Consider the following 18,601-nt stretch of genomic DNA (forward strand, 5'->3'; position numbering starts at 1 on the left):
ATGCGTCCGGCACGGGTCTGCTTCTAAAGCTAGCGGACTTCGATCATGCGATCCCGCGAATGTCCCCTTGCCACCCATCTGACGACGCTTTCACCGAGCTAGCGTTATGTCAGGAGCGGACGGACGGCTAACGATCCGATTGCGGACATTGACGCTCAATTCGCTTCGTATGGCCTCACAGGGAAAAACGGCAAGCCGTCGGTAATCCCTCGCTCCCGGCGATAGTCGGCAACAGCCTTGAATCGCGGAATTTCGAAGATTGCGTGATAACGCGGGTCGGCCCTTATTTCCTCACTGGGGGCGAGGCGCCCGCCATTTAGCCAAAAACCGATATGTCCGACAGGGGCCACCTCGACCTTTTCCATCGCGAGATCGAATGCTGCGTCTACATAACCGTATCGGAAAAGCAGCAGGTTCCAGTCATTGATGCCCCACCCGGATCCCTCATCTATGTCGTAATCGCGCATATACGGGTTCGGTCGATCTAGGAAAATGAACTCGGCATGGCTCCTGAGCGATTGGGCCCGCCCGGCTTCTCCGGAATAGTAGGCGCGATCATCGTCATACATGGCAGCCATCGTCTCGATATCGTTTTCGTAGTCGTTTCTGCTGCCGATTTTGAGCAGCGCCGCCCACCATTGGTTTGCAGCACGCCAGCAATGAACCCTGCAGCTCAGGGCGCTTCGTTTCACCCCCGCGTAATCGTTAAGGCTTATGAGGTTGCCGCGGCGATAGACGTGTAACCAATAGTTGAAAGGATCAGCGTCCATCGCCCTGTCCAAATGCGTCATGGCCTCGCGCGTTTGACCGGCCATGTTTAGCGCATACGCTTTCAACTGGTGCGCATGACCGTCGTTAGGGCGACGCTCAAGCAACTCATCAGCCTTCTCGAGTGCGAAAGGAATGTCCCCGTGAGCGCCAAGCTTCGCGAATGCTTCCGCTAATTGCGCCATGAAATTGTCCGGATCAATTTCAAGGGCCTTGGCAATGCTCGCCTCATGTTGCGCCAAAAATTCCTCTCGCGACATCGTGTTGAAGGTCGCATTCGATCCTAGTGAGAGAGTCAAGGAAATGCCGGCATGCGCCGCTGCAAAGTCCGGTTCTATCGAAGCGGCCAGTTTCATCTGGCGAAATCCATCCCAATGGTCCTCCCAGGTTGTGACTGTGAGCCTTGCCATTCCATCGAGGAACGCCTCGTATGCGCGCGGATCAAGGTCTTGCGGGATCTCGACGTCACCCTGAGCGATCTTGCGAAGCGCGATCAATACGCCCGAAATCCTGTTTAGGAGAAGAGCCTCGAACTCGTCAGGATATCTCTTGTCGCCCTCGATTTCGCCGCTCCAGATCGGCCGCCCGGAGGATACTTCTACAAGACGTACCAAACCGGTCAGGCGGTCGCCGGTCGCCTGAACGTCGCCTTCGATAAAATGATCCACTCCAAGCCGCGCTCCAATCGCGGAAGGCGATAGATCATCGTCAGCGACCGCCCTTGCTGCGAAGACAGAGACAAACTCGATATCGGGCACCCGCGTCAGGTTGCTCGAAAGCGAGGCGTTCAGCGTCTCCCCACGTTTCTGCCATTCCTCGTCGCCCGTCACCTCGAACGGGAGGACCGCCAAAGTCGTCGGAGCTCGTTCCCCAGCGGTGATCGGGTCGGAAGGTGCTAGGATCCAGAATGCTCCCAATGTCAGGAGGACGAGGCCAACTGCTGCGAGCGAAGCGATGACCCAATTGCGCCACGGATTCGAGCGAGGGCTTGAAATAGCGGCGTTACCGCTCGATGCCGCTTCCTCACCGACGCTGGTCGATAGGATTTCGCCGTTCTGCTCTGGGTTTTCTGCGGTCTCTAGACTGTATCCGATTCCGCGTAAGGTGTGCAGGCGTCCCGCATCATCGCCTAGTGCCTTGCGGACAGCGGTTACATGCACCTGCAGGGCGTTTTCCTCGACAGTGACGTCTTGCCAGACCGCCTGCATCAATTCGTCCTTGGTGACGATCTCACCGCCAGCTTCTGCGAGGACAGTGAGTATCGACAGAGCCCGCGGCCCAAGATGCACATGCTCGCCATCCAGCAGGAGCTGGCGATGAGGCTGCAAGATATGCGACCCGATGCGAAACTCTTCCACATCGGCACCTTTCCCCGACCTTAAGAAAAGCTGTTGCCGTCGGTCGGTCTGGCGATCTTGTCACAATCCGAGGCGAATTGCCAATTCTGGTGGGGCCGGCTGGCGAACTTTCGGCAGAGAAATAAGTAGCTGATCTGCCTTATCTTCTCCGATTCCCCTTAAGGAAAACAACAGTTTTCAGCGTAGTTTCACGCAATCCTCATGCAACCACCAAGGCATCATTTCCCGCCCCGGCGCAAAAAGGTCTCACCACCGGGCAAGCGGAAATCCCGAGCCCTCTGGACGAAGAACACTTTGAACGATCGCGGAGGGCTCAGCCCACGGTACGGGCTGGATTTTCCTGTTTCCCACCGCGACCGAAAACGCATGAGGAAAGGATAATCAAATGAGCAAGAATCATATCGGAACCATCGCCATCGGTTTCGCTGCCCTGTCGATTGCAGCACCGCTGCAGGCACAGGAAACTCCAGACCTCCTTGTCGAGGCGTCCCCTGATGCGCGGGTCAGGATCGTCGATTTCAATGATCTCGACATCTCGCAGGCACAGGACATGGAGCGCCTGAGGAGCCGCGTCGCCGTGGCCGTCAACTGGGCCTGCCCCGCACGCATCCAGGGTCCGATCAATATCTACCCGGATCACAGCGAATGCCGCGCGAAGGCGTGGAGCGAGGCTGACCGGCAAATTGCAGATGCCGCTGCACGGATCGCGATGGGCAAAGCCGCCCCCACCCGGCTCGCTGTGATGGTTTCGGCCGGAAGCAAGTCGGCCAAGTAAGAGACACCCGGCTTCGGCGTCGCATCGACTGCACTGCGGGCTGTCGATGTCGACGCCGGAGATTTTTCGGAGTTGCCGAGAGGGCGATTCTAAATCCGCTTCCCACCCACTTCGTGACCGATTTGCAGAGCTAGCGCTGTGCCAGGAGCAGACAGGCTGCTAACGACCCGATTGCGGAAAGTCAGGTTTATGGATGGAGGTGGCGTTACTTGAGGGAACCAAGGTAGCGCCCAGCCTCGGTCGCGGCGGCCATGCGCGAACTGGCGAACGGCCCCTCCTGTTCAAAGAAGAAATGCCTTGCGCCGATCTGTTTTGCGGCCGCCAGAATGGTTTCCCAATCAAGCCGGCCTCGCCCGATGTTGGCAGTGGCAAGGCCAAGTGCATAGTCGGTTTGCGATGAAGGTGATAAGTCCTTCAAGTGCAATGACATCACGCGATCACCAATTGAGGCGAGGACCTCGACGGGATCGAGACCACCAGCGGACACCCAGCCAGTATCGATCTGAAAGCCGACCAAATCCGGGTCTGTCTCCACGACAATTATATCCCAACCTGTCCGGCTATCGATAGGGCGAAACTCCATGTTGTGGTGGTGATATCCGAAGCGCAAGCCAGCCGCTTTCATTCCAGCCCCGACAATATTCAGGTCTGCTGCCGTTCGAGTCCAGTAATCGGCATCCTTGACGCCGAAGAACGACGCGATCGCGCCGACAAAGTCGCCGCCCTCTGGCACAGCAAAATCAGGCCCAAGATCTGGAAATGGTACAATGGCGTCTTTCACGCCCAAGTCTGTGCAAGCTCGAAGAACCTCCTCAGGCGTTTCGATAGCTGCTGATATGTCGATATGCGTACTCACCACGTCGAGCCCTGCAGCCTCTGCCAGACGACGGACCTCGCGTGCAGGCAGAGGATAGTTTGATGGCAGTTCCAGTTCGCGGAAACCAAGTTCCCAGAGCCGGACAAAATTGCCTCCCACATCAGTCCAGACCTCGTCACCCAGCGTATAAAGCTGGATGCCAAGCTTTTGAGGGCCGGTAGGCGAAAAGAAGGTGGAATTGTGTGCCGACATACATCCGGCAGCCATAAGCGACCCAAGCGTCGCCATGGTGCCTTTGAGCGCGTTTCTCCTGCTTATCCGCAATGCATACACCACAATCCCTTCTACTTGTCGTGATGTATCGAATGCCATATGCACCTTCAAGCGGACGGGAGAATTCGATGATCCGTCAATCTGCTTTCAGTCGTCGCGAAATCTTGCGAAATTCTTTGATTTCCGCAGGTCTCGTCTTCGCAGCAAGCGGTTGCAGCGAGCCGCAATCTAAGCCGCTTGGGCTATCCGAAGAGCGTTTCGCCATTCTCGCAGCCACCAGCAATGCCATGCTTCCCGGCGGTGACGGTACAGGAGCCTTGGACGCTGGGTTGCCTCGTATCGTGGTGGATTTGCTTGATGAATGGGCGAGCGCCCAAACGCGCACAGGTCTCGTTTCAGCTATCGATGCAATCGGTGCCCTGCATTCGGCGGGTGTGGGTTTCTCACTTGCAGACCCCACCACCCAATCGCGTCTTTTGGAGACCCACGACATCGACATGATGGACATCGAGAAGCAGGGCGATGAAGGCCGCTGGTATCTGGCCCTGAAGAACCTCTTGATCGCGGGTTTCTACCATTCCGAGATTGCGTTGAACCGTGAGCTGGACTGGGATCATGACCCCGGTGGCTGGACCCCGTCGATACCCCTCACACGCGCAACGCGCGTGCAATTTTGGAACAGAGGCTGATGTTCGACGCCCTTGTCATAGGTTCCGGGATGAGCGGCGGTATCGTGGCAAAGGAACTATGTGAGCGCGGTCTCAAGACACTGCTGCTTGAGCGCGGACGGCATGTCGAGCATGGAACCGATTACACGGATTGGATGGAGCCTTGGGAAAGACCCCATTTGGACGGCATTCCCGAAGAGGAGGCAGCCCGCGACTATCCGATCCAGAGCAACTGTTATGCGATGACCAGCGCCACCAAGCAATTCTGGGTAAAAGATAGCGACCATCCCTATTCAACCCCAGAAGACCGCCCGTTCCGCTGGTACCGTGGGTTTCACCTCGGCGGTCGATCCGTGACATGGCATCGCCAGAGCTATCGTCTCTCGCAAATGGATTTCGAGGCTAACGCCCGCGAAGGCATCGGGTCTGAATGGCCGATCGGGTATGACGATCTCGCCCCTTGGTACGACCACATCGAAAACTTCATCGGTGTGGCGGGCGCGCGCGACGGTATCGATACTCTGCCGGATGGAGACTTTCTTCCTCCATTCGGCATGACCGATTTCGAGCGGGAATTTGCGCTGAAGATGAAAGCGGCATTCCCAGGACGAAACTTCATCCATGCGCGTACCGCGCATCTCAGCGAGTCGAGGAGGCATCAAGAAGAGTTGGGCCGCGGGCGCTGCCAGGCCCGCGATATCTGTCAGAGCGGTTGCAGCTACGGTGCTTATTACTCCAGCCTTTCTGGAGCTTTGCCGGCAGCAGAAAGAACGGGGAACCTCACTATAGTAACCGATGCCATAGTCGATTCCATCCAGTACGATCCACAGGCAGGCCGGGTGTCCGGCGTTCGTGTCATCGATGCAAAAACGAAGGACGCCAGAAGCTATGAAGCCCGGATCGTGTTTTGCAACGCCTCCACGATCCCTACCGCCGCGATCCTTCTTGCGTCTCGCTCAGAGGCCTTCCCGGAAGGTCTGGCCAATCGCTCCGGGATGGTAGGCAGAAACCTCATGGATCACCCCAGCACTTTTGTATCAGGCCAGTTCGAAGGAGGTCCCAAAACCTACTACCGGGGGCGCAGACCTACCACTTGCTATACTCCGCGCTATCGCAATGTGACCGAGCCTGCAGATTTTTCCCGCGGCTTTGGCATCCAGTGGTGGGGGACACGAACTCCAATTTTGGACAATGGTCTGGCTCAATCGGGGATCGGCAAAGGCTTGATGGAAAAGGCCCGGACCCCGGGCGCTTGGCGGATGGTGATGGTTGCCTTCGGGGAGATGCTCCCAAACCCGAAAAACCGAGTCACTCTGCACCCAACCAAGAAAGACAAGTGGGGCATAGCCTTGCCGCATATCGATTGTTCTTATGGGTCGAATGAACAGCAGATGATGAGCACGGCCATTGTTGATTGCCGCGAGATGATCGAAAGCGCCGGCGGCAGGGTTATGATTGAGAGTGATCCGCTTGCCATTCCCGGCGAGGGGATCCACGAGATGGGAACGGCCTGCATGGGCAAGGATCCATCAAAGTCGGTTCTGAACGGTTTCAATCAGTCGCACGACGTGCCGAACCTCTTTATCTCCGACGGTTCTGCGATGGCTTCAAGCGCATGCCAAAACCCGTCTCTTACTTACATGGCGATGTCGGCCCGAGCAGCCGATGCAGCTGCAGGCATGTTGAAGGCCAATTTGATTTAGCGCTAAGTCCTTTGCGCCCGCAGCAGTTCTTTCATCGCCCGCTTTCCACCCACTTCATGACCGATTTGCAGAGTTGGCGATGTGACAATAGCGGACCAGGCGCTGATGACCCGATCGCTGACAAGGCCCCACGCAGTTACCCGTAAGGCGGCCTCCCACCACAGCATTTATTTGTGCGACGATCGATTGTGTGACAGACAATGACTACGCCCACTTCTGGTGCTGATTAATCAGCGAATCCGGCCGGCTTGCGTTCGACCCAGTGTATAATGGGGGGATTTTTGCCAGCAGTAGATGTCTTCCTTTCTTATAGTCGTGCCGACAGCGAACGCGCACGATTGTTCGCGACCGCATTGGAGGAAGAGGGGCTGAAAGTTTGGTGGGATAACGTAATCCGAAGTGGCCAAGCGTTCGACGAGCAAATCGAAATAGCCTTGCGAACTGCGAAAGCCGTCGTTGTCCTCTGGTCGGAAAACTCGGTTGCCTCCCGGTGGGTGAGAGCCGAGGCCACGTTCGCGGAACGCCGCGATATTCTCGTCCCTTGCATGATTGAAGCTTGCGAGCGTCCAATTGCTTTTGAGCTCATACAATCGGCAGACCTTAGGGGATGGAGTGGTGCGACTAGCGACCCGACTTGGCGGGCGCTGGTCGAAGAGATTTCTTCCACAATAGGGGGAGGCGCGAAAAAGGCTTCGAAGGCTTGCACGCGCGTGGAAGCTCCGCGCGAGTTCGCTCGATCAAGTCTTCCATCGGGAGATAAATTGATCGCCGTGCTTCCGTTCGACAACTTATCGACCGACGGAGAGATGGCGTATTTTTCCGACGGAATATCAGAGGACATTTTGGGAAGGGTATCATCCGGTTCCGAGCTAAAAGTTGTCGGAAGAGCGCTGAGTTTCCAATTCAGGGGGACAGAGAAAGCCAAGGCAGCGCAAGCCCTTGGCGCAAGCCATCTGGTGGATGGTTCTATAAGGCGTGCTGGCAACAAAGTCAGGATATTCGCGCACCTCACCGAGGTCGAAAGCCTTACCACTCTTTGGTCGGAGCATTACGATCGGGACTTGGATGACATCTTCACGATTCAGGACGAGATCTCAGAGGCTATCGCTCAGGCGCTCGACGCAGCGTTTTCGCCGAGCAAAGCGCCGAAGATCGATCCATTGGCTTATGACCTCTACCTTCAGCTGCGCCAACTCATGTATCGAAGCATGGACCTCGAAAAGTTCGAAAGTTTGTCTGCTGGCCTCGTCAGGATGGCTCCAGAATTCGCTGATGGATGGGCTTTGCGTGCTCTGATCCTTAGCTGGCAAAGTCACGAGCTACCGTACAATGATCGCGATGCAATCATCGCACTTGGAAAAGGTGCGCTTGAGCGTGCCCTTTCAATTGATCCGAAATGCCCAAACGCAATCGCCGCTGAGTGGTCATTCTATTCGCCATTCGGGCAGTTCGTCGAGCAAGGAAAGCTCGAAGAAAAATGGAGTGCGATGTGGGAGCAGTCGGGCATCGCCAACGTCCACCACCCCTTCCATCTCGAATGCGTCGGGCGCAAGCGCGAAGCGATAGCCTTGATGCAAGAATATCGTGCGCGGAAAGCATATGTTGCTGACAGCTACCTCGGTATGGCGATTTGGCGGGCTGGACAGTTTGCCAAGGGGCGGGAGATGCTGGAGCAGGCGCTCGCTGCGGAACCCGGCGACTACAATGTCCGAGCCACGCTCATTGGCGTCTACACAAGAGATAATGATCGCGACGCTCTTGACCAGTTGTTGGACCCAGACGTTCTTCGCAAGTATTCGCTTGGTCAATATGCATGGGCGGCTGACGCCGGTCGGCTCGCACTGAGCGGGTCTACGGAGGCCGCAAGGACGTTCCTTGAAGATTACACCAAGCGACAGACGAAGTTTGGCTCAATCGAACCATTTCTTCTCGCACTATGGTCGGACTTGGGCTTCACTGATGAGGGATATAGGCTCGCAGAAACGGTGCGCCTGGGGCCGTCCGGGAACGAGGGGGACGTCTTAGGAGAAAATGCTTATCGTCCCCATCTGCTGTTTTCTTCTGCTTATCCGCAGTTGCGGCAAGACCGACGCTTCGTGAAGCTGTGTGCTAGACTAGGGCTTGTAGAGTACTGGCTTGAAACTGGCAGTTGGCCGGATTGCGCAGACGAGGTTTCCTATGACTTCCAAGCCGAATGCGAACGATACCGCTATCATCCGAAGGACCGGTTTCTGCCGAACAGAATATGAGAGCCTAGTTGTCTTTCTGCGCTGTTAAGCCTTAGTGTCCGCTTTCCACCCACTTCGTGACCGATTTGCCGAGCTAGCGGTGTGCCACGAGCGGACGTGCGGGTATCGACCCGATTGCCGTCGTTGTGAGACTGACCGTCTTGCAGTTCGGAAACCTCGGCTCCTGATTGTCTGAGTGCGTTGCTTGGTTGTGATCCGCTGGCCATTGCAAGGCTCGGCAGAGTGCATCTGCTTACCTTGTGAACACCGTTTGGGGTGCAAATTCAGCAATTTTGCGTTACGTCTAAAGGACTAAATAGAAGGTTGGGGGGGCACATGAAGAAGACGGCACTATTCTGCGGCATAGGCGCATTTCTGGCGGCGGGTTCAGGCGTTTCGGCCAATCAGCAATCGAGGATCAATCCCGACTTTCTCGAGGGTCGGCGTGACGCCCCTGAAGCTGAAATCCGTGAGCCGACACGGCGTGAAAAGGCAATGCTCATTCACATGATCGCCAGAGCTGTCAGACCCCATTGGCGTCCGCAGTCGACGTTGGACGGTCAGTCTACGACGGTGACATTTCGCCTCAACAGGGATGGATCGCTTGCCTCCCTCCCGAACGTCGTAAAGCAGATTGGGTTCGGGGGAGATGAAGGGTTGGCTAGTGAGCACGCTAAAATGGCCCGTTTCGCGATCATTGAGGCCGCGCCCTTCAATCTTCCTGAAGAGTTCTATCCGGCATATGAGACCGTGACATTGACACTTGATTGGTCAACGAGACGGTAAATGACGCTTGGACAGCACCAGTCGAATACCGTGCGGTATCAAAGAGGCTGATTGTCGCTTTTCCACCCACTTCGTGACAGCTTCACCGAGCAGGCGCTGTGTCAAAAGCGGACCGGCTGGTAACGACCCGATTGCGGCCGACGCGATGCTCTTCATTAGAGCCTACTGCGGTGCCTGCGCACTTCGCAGGCTTAGCCTACAAGAAGTTCGATAAGCTCAGCTTGTCGGTGAACGCCGGTCTTTTGGAATATCACGGATAAGTGTGATCGCACTGTACTATCCGAAACGCCCAGTCTTCGAGCTGTAGCAGCCCTTCCATCGCCCTTGATAATCTCAACCGCGACTGCTCTTTCCGCCGGTGTCAGACCGAACTCACGTGCGAGCCCGTGTACTCGAAGTGGAATACGCTTCTTCGGCAATGTAACTTGGACGAGCGCAGCCGGGCGATCAAGGCAAAGCCAATCGGTTTCTGAGCCCTTGGGGGATGCTGGAGTAACATCGATCCATACCCTTTGCCCGTCTGTGGAAGAGATGGCGAATGAACCACCAGACTGCGCCGGTGGCTGAGCTTTATCAATTAGATTTTTCAACTCATTGTGCCGTAAAGCGAGTTTCTCGCCAAAGCGAGAAGCTTCGATCAGGCCAAGCTCCCTAAGGTAATCTAAAGTTGGATTTGCGTCAGTCAGGATCTGATAGTCTTGATCAACAATCAGATTTGTCGTGAACCCGTGACTGTCACTACCTGATGTTTGCGATAAGTTCGAACTAAGCCGCTTCTCAATTCTACTTGCCCTCAACAGGTGGTCACACAGATTTTCTAATCGCTCTCGGTCCGTCAATGTGAAGCCAGCGTCTCGCGGTCGGTAAATTCCTATTTGCGCCAGACGCGAGCCGCCAATGGCTAAGTTTGCGAACAGTGCACCAATCCCGAGGTCATGTTCTGTCCACCACTCTCGATACTCAACGCTTGCCTCAAAAGATTCACGATCACGTTCACTGTCAATTCCGACAACTTTTCCCAGAGATACCGTTTCAGGGGGGATACCAAACTCGCCGGTTGGTTCATTTGCTTTTATATTCGCGTAAGTCTTGAGATGTGCTGGATCCATCATGGGCATCGAGCCGTCCACCAGGTGGCCATTTTCGAGGATCATCATGGCTGAATGAGATGCGCCCATCGCCTCGGCAATCGCAACGAGAGCACTGTCCCATTTTTCAGGAGAGAGCGCTGCTTCATATATTTCCGAAACAGCATGATCCAATTTATTAGGCTGCGTCACTGTGCAGGCTCCGCGTTGCTCCGATCCAATGATAGCATATTCCGGCCAAATTGGTTGAGAGCGAGGACCGGCTGACTAAGTGGAACCCAAGTAGGGAGGGCACCGCCTTCTTGTTTGACCTTAGCCGCCCCGCGACTCTTCCGCAGTGGATAGTAGTTGCCAGGCCAGCATGACTTGCCCGGCAACTACTGATCTATCATCTCGTTTTCACGTTTGACGTGACGGAAAGTGAGACAATTTCCACGAACCCCTGACGGCGTCTTGCATTTTCGATGACGTCATCGCGAATTGGCTGAACGTCAGCTATTGTTTCCTTTCGGCAATTGCGAATGTGAAGCAATTTGAAAGTGCCCAAATAGTTGACTTTGCGGCAGACCTTCCGTGCTGCGACCATTATCCGCGTATCCAGGGTATTCACCCCGGCAGGTGTCCTGAGATCCAAATCCATAAAGTGAACCTCTTCTGTCGGGGCATCCTGCGCTAGCGTCGGGGATGGGCAAATTCCGACGTAGGTTGCGAGGCAGAACGCCCATAGCGTGCATTTAAACATGGCTGTTTCCTTTCTTGATCGTCGCATCGACAAGAAGAAAATGAGCCAAACCCGTAGCCAGCGCATCGGACATATGTTCGATGCTTAGATGATCGAGCAAACAGACTTGAATGTCCGCTTGCCACCCATCTGACGACGCTTTCACCGAGCTAGCGATGTGCCACGACCGGACGGGCAGCTAACGGCCCGATTGCGGTCGCCCTGCCATGGCGATTTCCAGGTTCAATCGGACTCGACGTCGAATTCGGGGCGGCCATAGAACCGCATTTTTGGCCAATCCTCGACATACAATCTATTTGGATGCAAATTCAGATCGTGGCGGACATTTTCATCTCCTACGCACGAGCCGATCAATCGAAGATTGCCGAGCTCGTGTCTGCTCTTGAGGAGAACGGCCACAGCTTATGGTGGGACCAACAGATCGAAGGTGGTCGACATTTCGCCAAGGACATCGAAAAGGAGATAAGAACAGCCAAGGCAGTGATTGTAGCCTGGTCTGCCAGATCGTTGGAAAGTCACTGGGTGCTCGATGAAGCCAGCTACGCGCGCGACGAGCATAAACTGGTTCCGATCTCGCTTGAAGGAACCTTGCCTCCGTTCGGGTTCCGTCAAATTCAGTCGATTGACTTCTCAAACTGGCCCGAAGATGAGAAAGCTTTCCGTGATCTATTGCGCGCGCTGGCTCAAGAAGTCGACCAAGACGAAGAAGGTAAATCGCCTTCGACGCGACACGCCCAATCCTCGCCGGATGGTGCACTATCCAATGGAGCGGCCAACGGTTTGACAGCGATGAGTGCGCTGTCTCGTCGCAAACTCATTGTTGGCGGAATTGCCCTGTCAGGCGGCGTCGCTGCAGTTGGTGGGTGGCAGATGGGATTATTTCAGTCGGCAGGTTCAGCCGCCATCTCAATGGCCGTATTGCGCTTTGCCAATCTCACCGGCGATGAAAGCCAATCATGGTTCTCAGATGGACTTTCGAACGAGTTACGACAGGTCCTTTCGCGCAATCCACTGCTTCGGGTCTCCGCTCCGACGTCATCAACAGCAGATGTCGATGAAGACGATTTCTCACTTGGAAGATCGCTCGGCGTGCGCAGTATCCTGCGCGGCAGCGTACAGCGCATGCAAGACAAGGTTCGAATCTTCGCGGAGTTGCTAGAGATCGAAGATGGGTTCGTGAAGTGGAGCGAAAGTTACGACCGTAGCATTGAAGACGTCTTCGCCGTCCAATCTGAGATCGCTGAGATGGTTGCTTTTGCTTTGGTCACGCAGATCGCGAGCGAAGGTGAGGCGCGCCGCACGATAGAACAGCAGAAGGCAGTTGGCGGCACATCGGACATAAAGGCATATGAAGCTTATCTTCAAGGAATGGCGTTCCTTACTCTTTCGTCCGGAGTTGAGACCGACCGCGGCGCGTTGGAGCGGTTCGAGGCGGCTATTGCTCTCGATCCAAAGTACGCGACGGCACATGCGGCGCGTGCAACGGCGTTTTCAGCAATTGCCAACGCCAGTTCGGATTCTGCCGAAGCCAATAGACAGTTTGCCAGCGCTATCTCTGCGGCGCGAACGGCAATCGAGATTGAACCAAATCTTGCAGATGGTCACCAGGCACTTGCTTTTGCACTGAGCTACGGAAAGCTCGATTTCTCGGGCGCCTTTCGTCATTACAAGAAGGCGTTGGAACTCGCGCCTGGGGACCCGGCGGTCCTTGGAAATACCGCAATATTCCATGCGTACGGCGGACAGCGCATCATTGCACAGGAAATGATCAATCGGGTTCTCGAACTCGATCCACTGAATGCCCGGTCGTTTAGGACCGCGGGCTTTATTGCCCTTCTCGGGCGCGACTACGAGGCGACGATTAGACGGATGGATCAGGCTCTGTCGCTGAATCCTAAGATCGCCAGCGCGAATTACGGCATTGGTGTCGCTCGACTTATTAAAGGAGACTTTCCTGGTGCGAAATCAGCGTTCGATGCCGAACCCGTTTCCATCTTCAAGCTGACAGGTCTCGCGATTACCGCAGATAAGCTAGGCGATCAGAAAGGCGCTCGGAATGCGTTTGGAGAGATGATCGACGAATATGGTGATGCTTGCCTCTATCAACAGGCGCAAGTGCATGCTCAATGGGGTGACAAAGCGTCTGCTTTGTCAGCTCTTGCGAGGGCATTCGAAACTGGAGATCCTGGCGTTCTTTTTGCTCCGAATGATCCCTTGCTGGATTCTATCCGAGCTGAGCCTTCGTTTGACCAATTAATCTCGCCCGCAAAATTATGACAAGATTTGTGTATCAAGCGTAGGACACATCCGCTTTCCACCAAGCTCGTGACTGATCTGCGCCGCGAGCGGTGCGCCGATAGCTGGCGATCAGCGATAGCGTTTTTATACAATTTCTGGACAGGGTTTCGTTAGGCGATCTATAAAAGGGCTTGGCTGCAACCCGGTGTTTGGTCCTGATATGACCCCTAGGACCTTACGCAAGTGGAGCCCTTCGGGCCGCAGAACCGGGAATGCCCTGCCAGCAATGGCGGGGCATTTTTCGTGTGGGCCGCATTGTCCGCTTTCCACCCCATTTCCGGACATTGGGGGGTAGGGGGCGGTCGAATTCCTGCCATTGGAGACCTGAGGGCGGTCGGAGGACCTAGCTAGACCGCTATTACAGTTTCTCGCCCGCGCGAAGTTTCTAAAGTAGCAAAGCCTGGAAACTAGCAGTTCGGTGTTCAAGCCCCGAGCGAGCACGGACGCCTGCTTGAAAAACAATCAAGCTGTATCTTACGTCTCAGCCGCCTATGAGCGTGCTATTGGTGCTACTTTTAGGGCATCCCCTTCCGAATCGAGCTACAAGCTCACGTATTCCGGGGAGTAGTGGCGGAGAGGGAGGGATTCGAACCCTCGATACGGTTGCCCGTATACTGCATTTCGAGTGCAGCGCATTCGACCACTCTGCCACCTCTCCGCATGTCGGGTGCGCTTGAGCGGGCAGGGCCCGCGGGTCGAAGCGAGCGCGCCCATTAGCCGCCACCGGCTGGCTTGCCAACCCCTTTTGATGCTGAAATCGGGGGACGGCGGGGCACTACCCCTTGTCTATTCGCCGCAGCGCACCATATCCTGCCCACTCATGGACAGGGCTACGTTTTTCTCCGCAACGGCAGGTCGCACGATCGAGGCGCCCAGCCGCATCCGCACGCGTTTCGCCATCGGCGATGTGGTGCGCCATCGCGTCTTCGATTTTCGCGGCGTGATCTTCGATATCGACCCCGTCTTCGCCAATAGCGACGAATGGTACCAGGCAATCCCCGAAGAGATCCGGCCCGACCGCAACCAGCCGTTCTACCACCTGCTCGCCGAAAGCGACGAGAGCGATTACGTCGCCTATGTCAGCCAGCAGAACCTCATCCGCGATTCGCTCGCAGGCCCTGTATCGCACCCCGATGTGCACCAGTATTTCGGCGATTTCGAGAATGGCCGATACCGCATGAGGACGCGGCTCACCCACTGATCCGGCGCGGGTGCCTCGGTCGCGGGCATTCTCGCCGCGCAAGTCGCCTTGCGCCCCCATCGGAACCTCGCTAGAGGCCCGCTCTCCCGAAAGGGCGCGCGGAGCAGTGGCCGAGTGGTCGAAGGCGCACGCCTGGAAAGTGTGTATACGGTAACCCCGTATCGAGGGTTCGAATCCCTCCTGCTCCGCCACTTCCCTTTCTCAAGGGTTCCCACCCCTTATCTATTCGACTGTAATTGCTTGCATTTGGCGGTGTTCGGTGTCCTAAGCGTTGTCACCCAATGTCGCCTAATGCCAGATGATGTGGGGGCAGTTTGGGGGCACGAAATCAGTGAGGTGGGGGCATGCTGACCGACGCAGCAGTCAGAAAAGCGAAGGCGCGCGAAAAAGATTATAAGCTGGCCGATTCCGGTGGGCTGCATCTCTTCGTTACGAAAACGGGTCATCGATCGTGGCGCTTCAAATACAGATTCGGCGGCAAGGAACGACGACTTGTCTTCGGACCATACCCGGAAGTGTCACTAGCCCAAGCGCGCAATATGCGCGACGACGCCAAACGGCTTCTTCGAGAAGGTCGGGATCCGAATTACGAAGCCAAACTCGCGAAACTGACTAATACGCAGCGTCACGAGCACACGTTTGAAGCGTTGGCGCGCGAATGGCACAGCGTTCAGAAAGATCGCTGGACGGAAGTTCATGCCGACGATGTCATCAGCAGTATGGAGCGGGATCTTTTTCCCGTTTTGGGCGACTTGGCCATGCCAGACATCGATGAGCATCTAGTTCTATCGACTCTCCAGGCAGTCGAAGCGAGGGGAGCGATCGAGACCGCACACCGGCTCCGGCAACGAATTGCGAGTGTTTTCAAGTTTGCTCGCTTTAGGCAGGTCGTAACACACAATCCTGCCGATATAGGCGAACTCCTGAAGCCCGTGCCCCGAGGCAAGCGGTGGCCGGCACTTCTCGATCTGGACGAAATACGTGGCTTGATCGCTGCAGTCGACCGTGCCGGCGCCAATCCAGTCACCCGCTTGGCGTCAAGGTTTATGGCCCTGACGGCTCAGAGACCGGGAATGATCCGAACCGCGCCGTGGTCCGAATTCCACGACATAACATGGTCCGATGCTGGGGCAGTTGACGAGAATGCGTATTGGCTCATTCCCGCAGGACGCATGAAGCTGGTACTCGAATTGAAAGGTGATGACGCTTTCGACCACAAGGTCCCGCTGGCTCGCCAGTCCGTCGAAGTGCTTAAAACGGTTAGGCGACTGACTGGTCGCGGACCTCTGGTTTTTCCGGGCAATCGCTCCTCGTTTAGTCCTTTGAGCGAGAATGCGGTCAACTATATGTATCATCGCCTTGGTTACAAAGGCCGCCACGTCAGCCATGGTTGGAGGTCGTCATTCTCGACCAACATGAACGAGCATTTTGCGCGCCAACACGTGGGAGCCGATCAGCGCCTCGTACTTGAGCGTCTGATTGTCGACTTGATGCTCGCGCATACGCCTGCTGGAATGTCAGAAACCGAACGCCGATATAATAGAGCAGGATATATGGATCGTCGTCGCGAAATCGCGCAGCTCTGGGCCGACTGGATCATGGACGAGCAGATGAGCAGCACCGAGTTGCTTGAAGGGCCAAGGCGACCACTATCCAAGTCTCGCTAGGTTGGATTTTGCATCCAATCGGCGATTTGGGACTCACGCCAAGCAACCATGTTTACGCCGAGATTAACTTGGCGGGGGAAAGTGCCCCTCCCGATTTTTCGGTATAGGGTGGAGCAGCTCATACCCGTCACATAGAGAACCTCTTCGACACGAATGAACCGATCCAAACGCGCGTAGTTGCCGACAGAAGGCAGTTGGGTGCCGCTGTCGAGCGGGCGTAGTGGTATCTCTTCATCGTTTTCCAGACGCTCGGCGGACATTCGGCGGTCGATGCGATTGTTTTTGGGCATGGGCGTTTCTACCCATTTCCAGGGCGAGCCGCGCATGGGGCACCCCACCAACCCTTCTCTTTGGTGCCCATTGCTGTAGAAGAAACTCCGGTAAAACATCGACTTTCTGACCAATTTCCAACCGTTCCGCCATGGGCAAACTCAATTGCTCTCTATTCAGAAAATGAAAACAGGGCCTAATCTCTGAGAAGCCGCCCACTCCATAGTCGTCGCCTTTTGCTTGCCAGTTGGACCAGATGTCCTGCAGGTTTATGGGTCTTGTATCATTGAAGATCTCTTCAGCTTTATCATCGCGCAGCAAAATCGAACGATAGACAAGAAAGGCCTTTGAAACTGCCGCATCGTTTACACGCGGAAGGTTTACCGGTGAGAATGGAATCATCCGAGGACGCACGAGAACGCCCTTCCCTACGATCTTCGACGCATTGTCCTTCAGCTGCACTAAGCGCGTGACCGCAAAGATGAGCGTTTCGAAGGATGTCATGCCGAAAATCGCCTTGTGGAGCGAGTCGGCTGGCTGGTTTCGAAGGAAGTCAAAAAATGTGAGAGCCTGCTTGAGCGCACTTCGACGACTAGTGCAAGCACCCTGCAGGATGACAAGCAGCTCATCCTCTGAAAAGGTAAGTCCAGCCACAATCTCTTCGGCCTTTGGCTTGAGGTCCTTGACGAAATCACGCTGTGGCCATTGTTTCGATTCTCCCATCACTTTCTTTGAGATCAACTCAAGTGCAGTGAGCAGTTTATGGGCATCGGCGTAGAGCCCACTGAGCATTTGCTCTCGTTCAGAGATCGTCAGTCGGATTGGGAATCGGTCTATGACGTTACCGCGCGCAGCAATCATCTGCACTTGGTGCGCGCAATGGTAAACCAGAAGTCGAGCGATCAATGATTGCATAAGTTCGCGAGTTTCTCTCGCTGTCGTTCGCCCTATAGAAACCTTGATCGCTTTGCCGAGTCTCCCTCGGATCAGCAGATGGAAAGACGTCGGGCTTATCTTCATGATCCGAACGAGATCTTTTGCGTCCTGCACGGGATCGAGATCGAGCGCATCTGCGAGGAGCTCACGAGCACCTGGATGTGCGCGGACACACAGCATCCGATTTAGCCGATCTACAACTGAATCGATTTGAACTTGATCTGCAGCTTCAGCGCCAACGTGCAAGCGTGGCAGCCGGACGCGATGATCCATTAAATGCTGCAATGGAAGTCGCTGCGGTATGTCAAATGCAAGGGTAGCGTGAGCATATTGAAAGCGGCTCATGTTCTTTCGAAGAATGGTATCGATATTGCTGTCAATCGCTTTGCGAATACCCTCTTCACTGAAATCTGACCCGACATCGATTTTGGAGAAAAAGGCACTCAATTCAAGCTCCTGATGTATCTGTAATGCGCTTGATAAGGCGCTAATTTGCGCAGGACAAACAAGGGTGGGTGGGGTGCCCCCCGCCCATCGAACTGCGATCTGTGGTGAAAACCTGATGTCGGTCGAAAACCGATCAAATCAGGAGTTGAAACACGTGAGTAAAGATATCGTTGAACTGGCCAAGGCCGCTTCAGAGAAGCTTGATCAGAAGCTTCTCAAACAGAACGAAAGCAAAATCGCGGCGCGACTGTATGTCGAAGCGGTTCTCGATCAGCATCCGAAGCTGAAGCTGCCGCAGTTGCATGCCCTGCCGGAAACCGAACAGCTGATGAAGCAATATGCGGTCAGCAAGAATATGCTTGCGACCGCCCTGACGGAAGCACGGGCAAAGCGGAAGGCCGAAGAGCCTAAAACGGAAATCAAAGTTCCACCTCGCAAACGTCGGCGCACGAAGAAAAGTGAAGCCGGGCAGCATTCGAGTAGTCCCGACTTGCTGTCCGGCAGGCTGCAGAATTCGCCGATGTCGTCTGGCCGGGTGGCCAATGGGACTATCGCCGACCTCTAGATCAATCGAAT

The 18,601-nt window shown here is 55.4% G+C and carries 15 protein-coding genes and 2 tRNA genes; 10 read left to right on the top strand and 7 right to left on the bottom strand.

What is annotated here, in order from left to right; genetic code table 11:
- Window positions 1-155 precede the first annotated feature (155 nt).
- Window positions 156-2,126, bottom strand: coding sequence for a winged helix-turn-helix domain-containing protein (locus tag K3165_RS08290; RefSeq protein ID WP_221548400.1), 1,971 nt, complete (start codon window positions 2,124-2,126; stop codon window positions 156-158).
- A gap of 385 nt (window positions 2,127-2,511) precedes the next feature.
- Here K3165_RS08290 and K3165_RS08295 point away from each other — a divergent pair, with 385 nt between their 5' ends.
- Window positions 2,512-2,901 (top strand): UrcA family protein, encoded by a 390-nt coding sequence (locus K3165_RS08295; protein WP_221548401.1) that lies wholly within the window; start codon window positions 2,512-2,514, stop codon window positions 2,899-2,901.
- A 205-nt stretch (window positions 2,902-3,106) separates the two neighbouring features.
- On the opposite strand, the gene K3165_RS08300 is transcribed toward K3165_RS08295, so the two are convergent.
- Complete coding sequence (locus K3165_RS08300; RefSeq protein ID WP_221548403.1) at window positions 3,107-4,090, bottom strand: sugar phosphate isomerase/epimerase family protein; 984 nt, start codon at window positions 4,088-4,090, stop codon at window positions 3,107-3,109.
- 29 nt (window positions 4,091-4,119) lie between these two features.
- Between K3165_RS08300 and K3165_RS08305 the strand changes: the two genes are divergently transcribed.
- From K3165_RS08305 to K3165_RS08320, 4 genes are all read left to right on the top strand, one after another.
- Window positions 4,120-4,680 (top strand): gluconate 2-dehydrogenase subunit 3 family protein, encoded by a 561-nt coding sequence (locus K3165_RS08305; RefSeq protein ID WP_221548405.1) that lies wholly within the window; start codon window positions 4,120-4,122, stop codon window positions 4,678-4,680.
- Window positions 4,680-6,362, top strand: a complete 1,683-nt coding sequence (locus tag K3165_RS08310) for a GMC oxidoreductase (RefSeq protein WP_221548407.1) — start codon at window positions 4,680-4,682, stop codon at window positions 6,360-6,362. The genes K3165_RS08305 and K3165_RS08310 overlap by 1 nt, the downstream gene beginning before the upstream one ends.
- 269 nt (window positions 6,363-6,631) lie before the next feature.
- On the top strand, window positions 6,632-8,611 hold the full coding sequence (locus tag K3165_RS08315; RefSeq protein ID WP_221548408.1) for a TIR domain-containing protein: 1,980 nt from the start codon (window positions 6,632-6,634) through the stop codon (window positions 8,609-8,611).
- Window positions 8,612-8,926: 315 nt separating this feature from the next.
- Entirely contained in the window at window positions 8,927-9,376 is a 450-nt protein-coding gene (locus K3165_RS08320; protein WP_221548410.1) for a hypothetical protein, read from the top strand.
- 191 nt (window positions 9,377-9,567) lie between these two features.
- Here K3165_RS08320 and K3165_RS08325 read toward each other — a convergent pair whose 3' ends face one another.
- The gene (locus tag K3165_RS08325) at window positions 9,568-10,656 is read right to left on the bottom strand and encodes a helix-turn-helix transcriptional regulator (RefSeq protein ID WP_221548411.1); all 1,089 of its coding nucleotides are present in this window, start codon (window positions 10,654-10,656) and stop codon (window positions 9,568-9,570) included.
- Between the two features lie 196 nt (window positions 10,657-10,852).
- Window positions 10,853-11,272 carry a UrcA family protein gene (locus K3165_RS14225; protein WP_425594403.1) on the bottom strand — a complete coding sequence of 140 codons (420 nt, stop codon included), beginning with the start codon at window positions 11,270-11,272 and terminating at the stop codon, window positions 10,853-10,855.
- Between the two features lie 234 nt (window positions 11,273-11,506).
- Between K3165_RS14225 and K3165_RS08335 the strand changes: the two genes are divergently transcribed.
- On the top strand, window positions 11,507-13,483 hold the full coding sequence (locus K3165_RS08335; RefSeq protein ID WP_221548414.1) for a TIR domain-containing protein: 1,977 nt from the start codon (window positions 11,507-11,509) through the stop codon (window positions 13,481-13,483).
- Window positions 13,484-14,072: 589 nt separating this feature from the next.
- Here the strand turns inward: K3165_RS08335 and K3165_RS08340 are convergent.
- Window positions 14,073-14,162 (bottom strand) — tRNA-Ser (locus K3165_RS08340).
- 162 nt (window positions 14,163-14,324) lie between these two features.
- Between K3165_RS08340 and hspQ the strand changes: the two genes are divergently transcribed.
- From hspQ to K3165_RS08355, 3 genes are all read left to right on the top strand, one after another.
- Window positions 14,325-14,705: a heat shock protein HspQ gene (hspQ, locus tag K3165_RS08345; RefSeq protein ID WP_221548416.1), complete on the top strand. Its 381-nt coding sequence runs from the start codon at window positions 14,325-14,327 to the stop codon at window positions 14,703-14,705.
- Window positions 14,706-14,805: 100 nt separating this feature from the next.
- Window positions 14,806-14,896: transfer RNA gene (locus K3165_RS08350), tRNA-Ser, on the top strand.
- 153 nt (window positions 14,897-15,049) lie between these two features.
- The gene (locus K3165_RS08355) at window positions 15,050-16,372 is read left to right on the top strand and encodes a tyrosine-type recombinase/integrase (RefSeq protein ID WP_221548418.1); all 1,323 of its coding nucleotides are present in this window, start codon (window positions 15,050-15,052) and stop codon (window positions 16,370-16,372) included.
- On the opposite strand, the gene K3165_RS14190 is transcribed toward K3165_RS08355, so the two are convergent.
- Window positions 16,369-16,698, bottom strand: a complete 330-nt coding sequence (locus tag K3165_RS14190) for a helix-turn-helix transcriptional regulator (protein WP_345720757.1) — start codon at window positions 16,696-16,698, stop codon at window positions 16,369-16,371. The two genes, K3165_RS08355 and K3165_RS14190, sit on opposite strands and share 4 nt — an antisense overlap.
- Window positions 16,604-18,025, bottom strand: coding sequence for a hypothetical protein (locus K3165_RS08365; RefSeq protein WP_221548421.1), 1,422 nt, complete (start codon window positions 18,023-18,025; stop codon window positions 16,604-16,606). The genes K3165_RS14190 and K3165_RS08365 overlap by 95 nt, the downstream gene beginning before the upstream one ends.
- Before the next feature lie 154 nt (window positions 18,026-18,179).
- On the opposite strand from K3165_RS08365, the gene K3165_RS08370 reads away from it, so the two are divergent.
- A complete protein-coding gene (locus K3165_RS08370; protein WP_221548423.1) occupies window positions 18,180-18,590 on the top strand; it encodes a hypothetical protein in 411 nt (136 codons plus the stop codon).
- Window positions 18,591-18,601 lie beyond the last annotated feature (11 nt).

Origin of the sequence: Qipengyuania xiamenensis (assembly GCF_019711495.1) — a bacterium.
Lineage (GTDB): Bacteria > Pseudomonadota > Alphaproteobacteria > Sphingomonadales > Sphingomonadaceae > Qipengyuania > Qipengyuania xiamenensis.

What these genes read in the sequence shown, in the direction of transcription:
- K3165_RS08295 (WP_221548401.1), top strand. Translation starts at nt 2,512, where the DNA reads ATGAGCAAGAATCATATCGGAACCATCGCCATCGGTTTCGCTGCCCTG.
- K3165_RS08310 (WP_221548407.1), top strand. Translation starts at nt 4,680, where the DNA reads ATGTTCGACGCCCTTGTCATAGGTTCCGGGATGAGCGGCGGTATCGTG.
- hspQ (WP_221548416.1), top strand. Translation starts at nt 14,325, where the DNA reads ATGGACAGGGCTACGTTTTTCTCCGCAACGGCAGGTCGCACGATCGAG.
- K3165_RS08300 (WP_221548403.1), bottom strand. Translation starts at nt 4,090, where the DNA reads ATGGCATTCGATACATCACGACAAGTAGAAGGGATTGTGGTGTATGCA.
- K3165_RS08355 (WP_221548418.1), top strand. Translation starts at nt 15,050, where the DNA reads ATGCTGACCGACGCAGCAGTCAGAAAAGCGAAGGCGCGCGAAAAAGAT.
- K3165_RS08320 (WP_221548410.1), top strand. Translation starts at nt 8,927, where the DNA reads ATGAAGAAGACGGCACTATTCTGCGGCATAGGCGCATTTCTGGCGGCG.
- K3165_RS08305 (WP_221548405.1), top strand. Translation starts at nt 4,120, where the DNA reads ATGATCCGTCAATCTGCTTTCAGTCGTCGCGAAATCTTGCGAAATTCT.
- K3165_RS08315 (WP_221548408.1), top strand. Translation starts at nt 6,632, where the DNA reads ATGGGGGGATTTTTGCCAGCAGTAGATGTCTTCCTTTCTTATAGTCGT.
- K3165_RS14190 (WP_345720757.1), bottom strand. Translation starts at nt 16,698, where the DNA reads ATGCGCGGCTCGCCCTGGAAATGGGTAGAAACGCCCATGCCCAAAAAC.
- K3165_RS08335 (WP_221548414.1), top strand. Translation starts at nt 11,507, where the DNA reads ATGCAAATTCAGATCGTGGCGGACATTTTCATCTCCTACGCACGAGCC.
- K3165_RS14225 (WP_425594403.1), bottom strand. Translation starts at nt 11,272, where the DNA reads ATGCGCTGGCTACGGGTTTGGCTCATTTTCTTCTTGTCGATGCGACGA.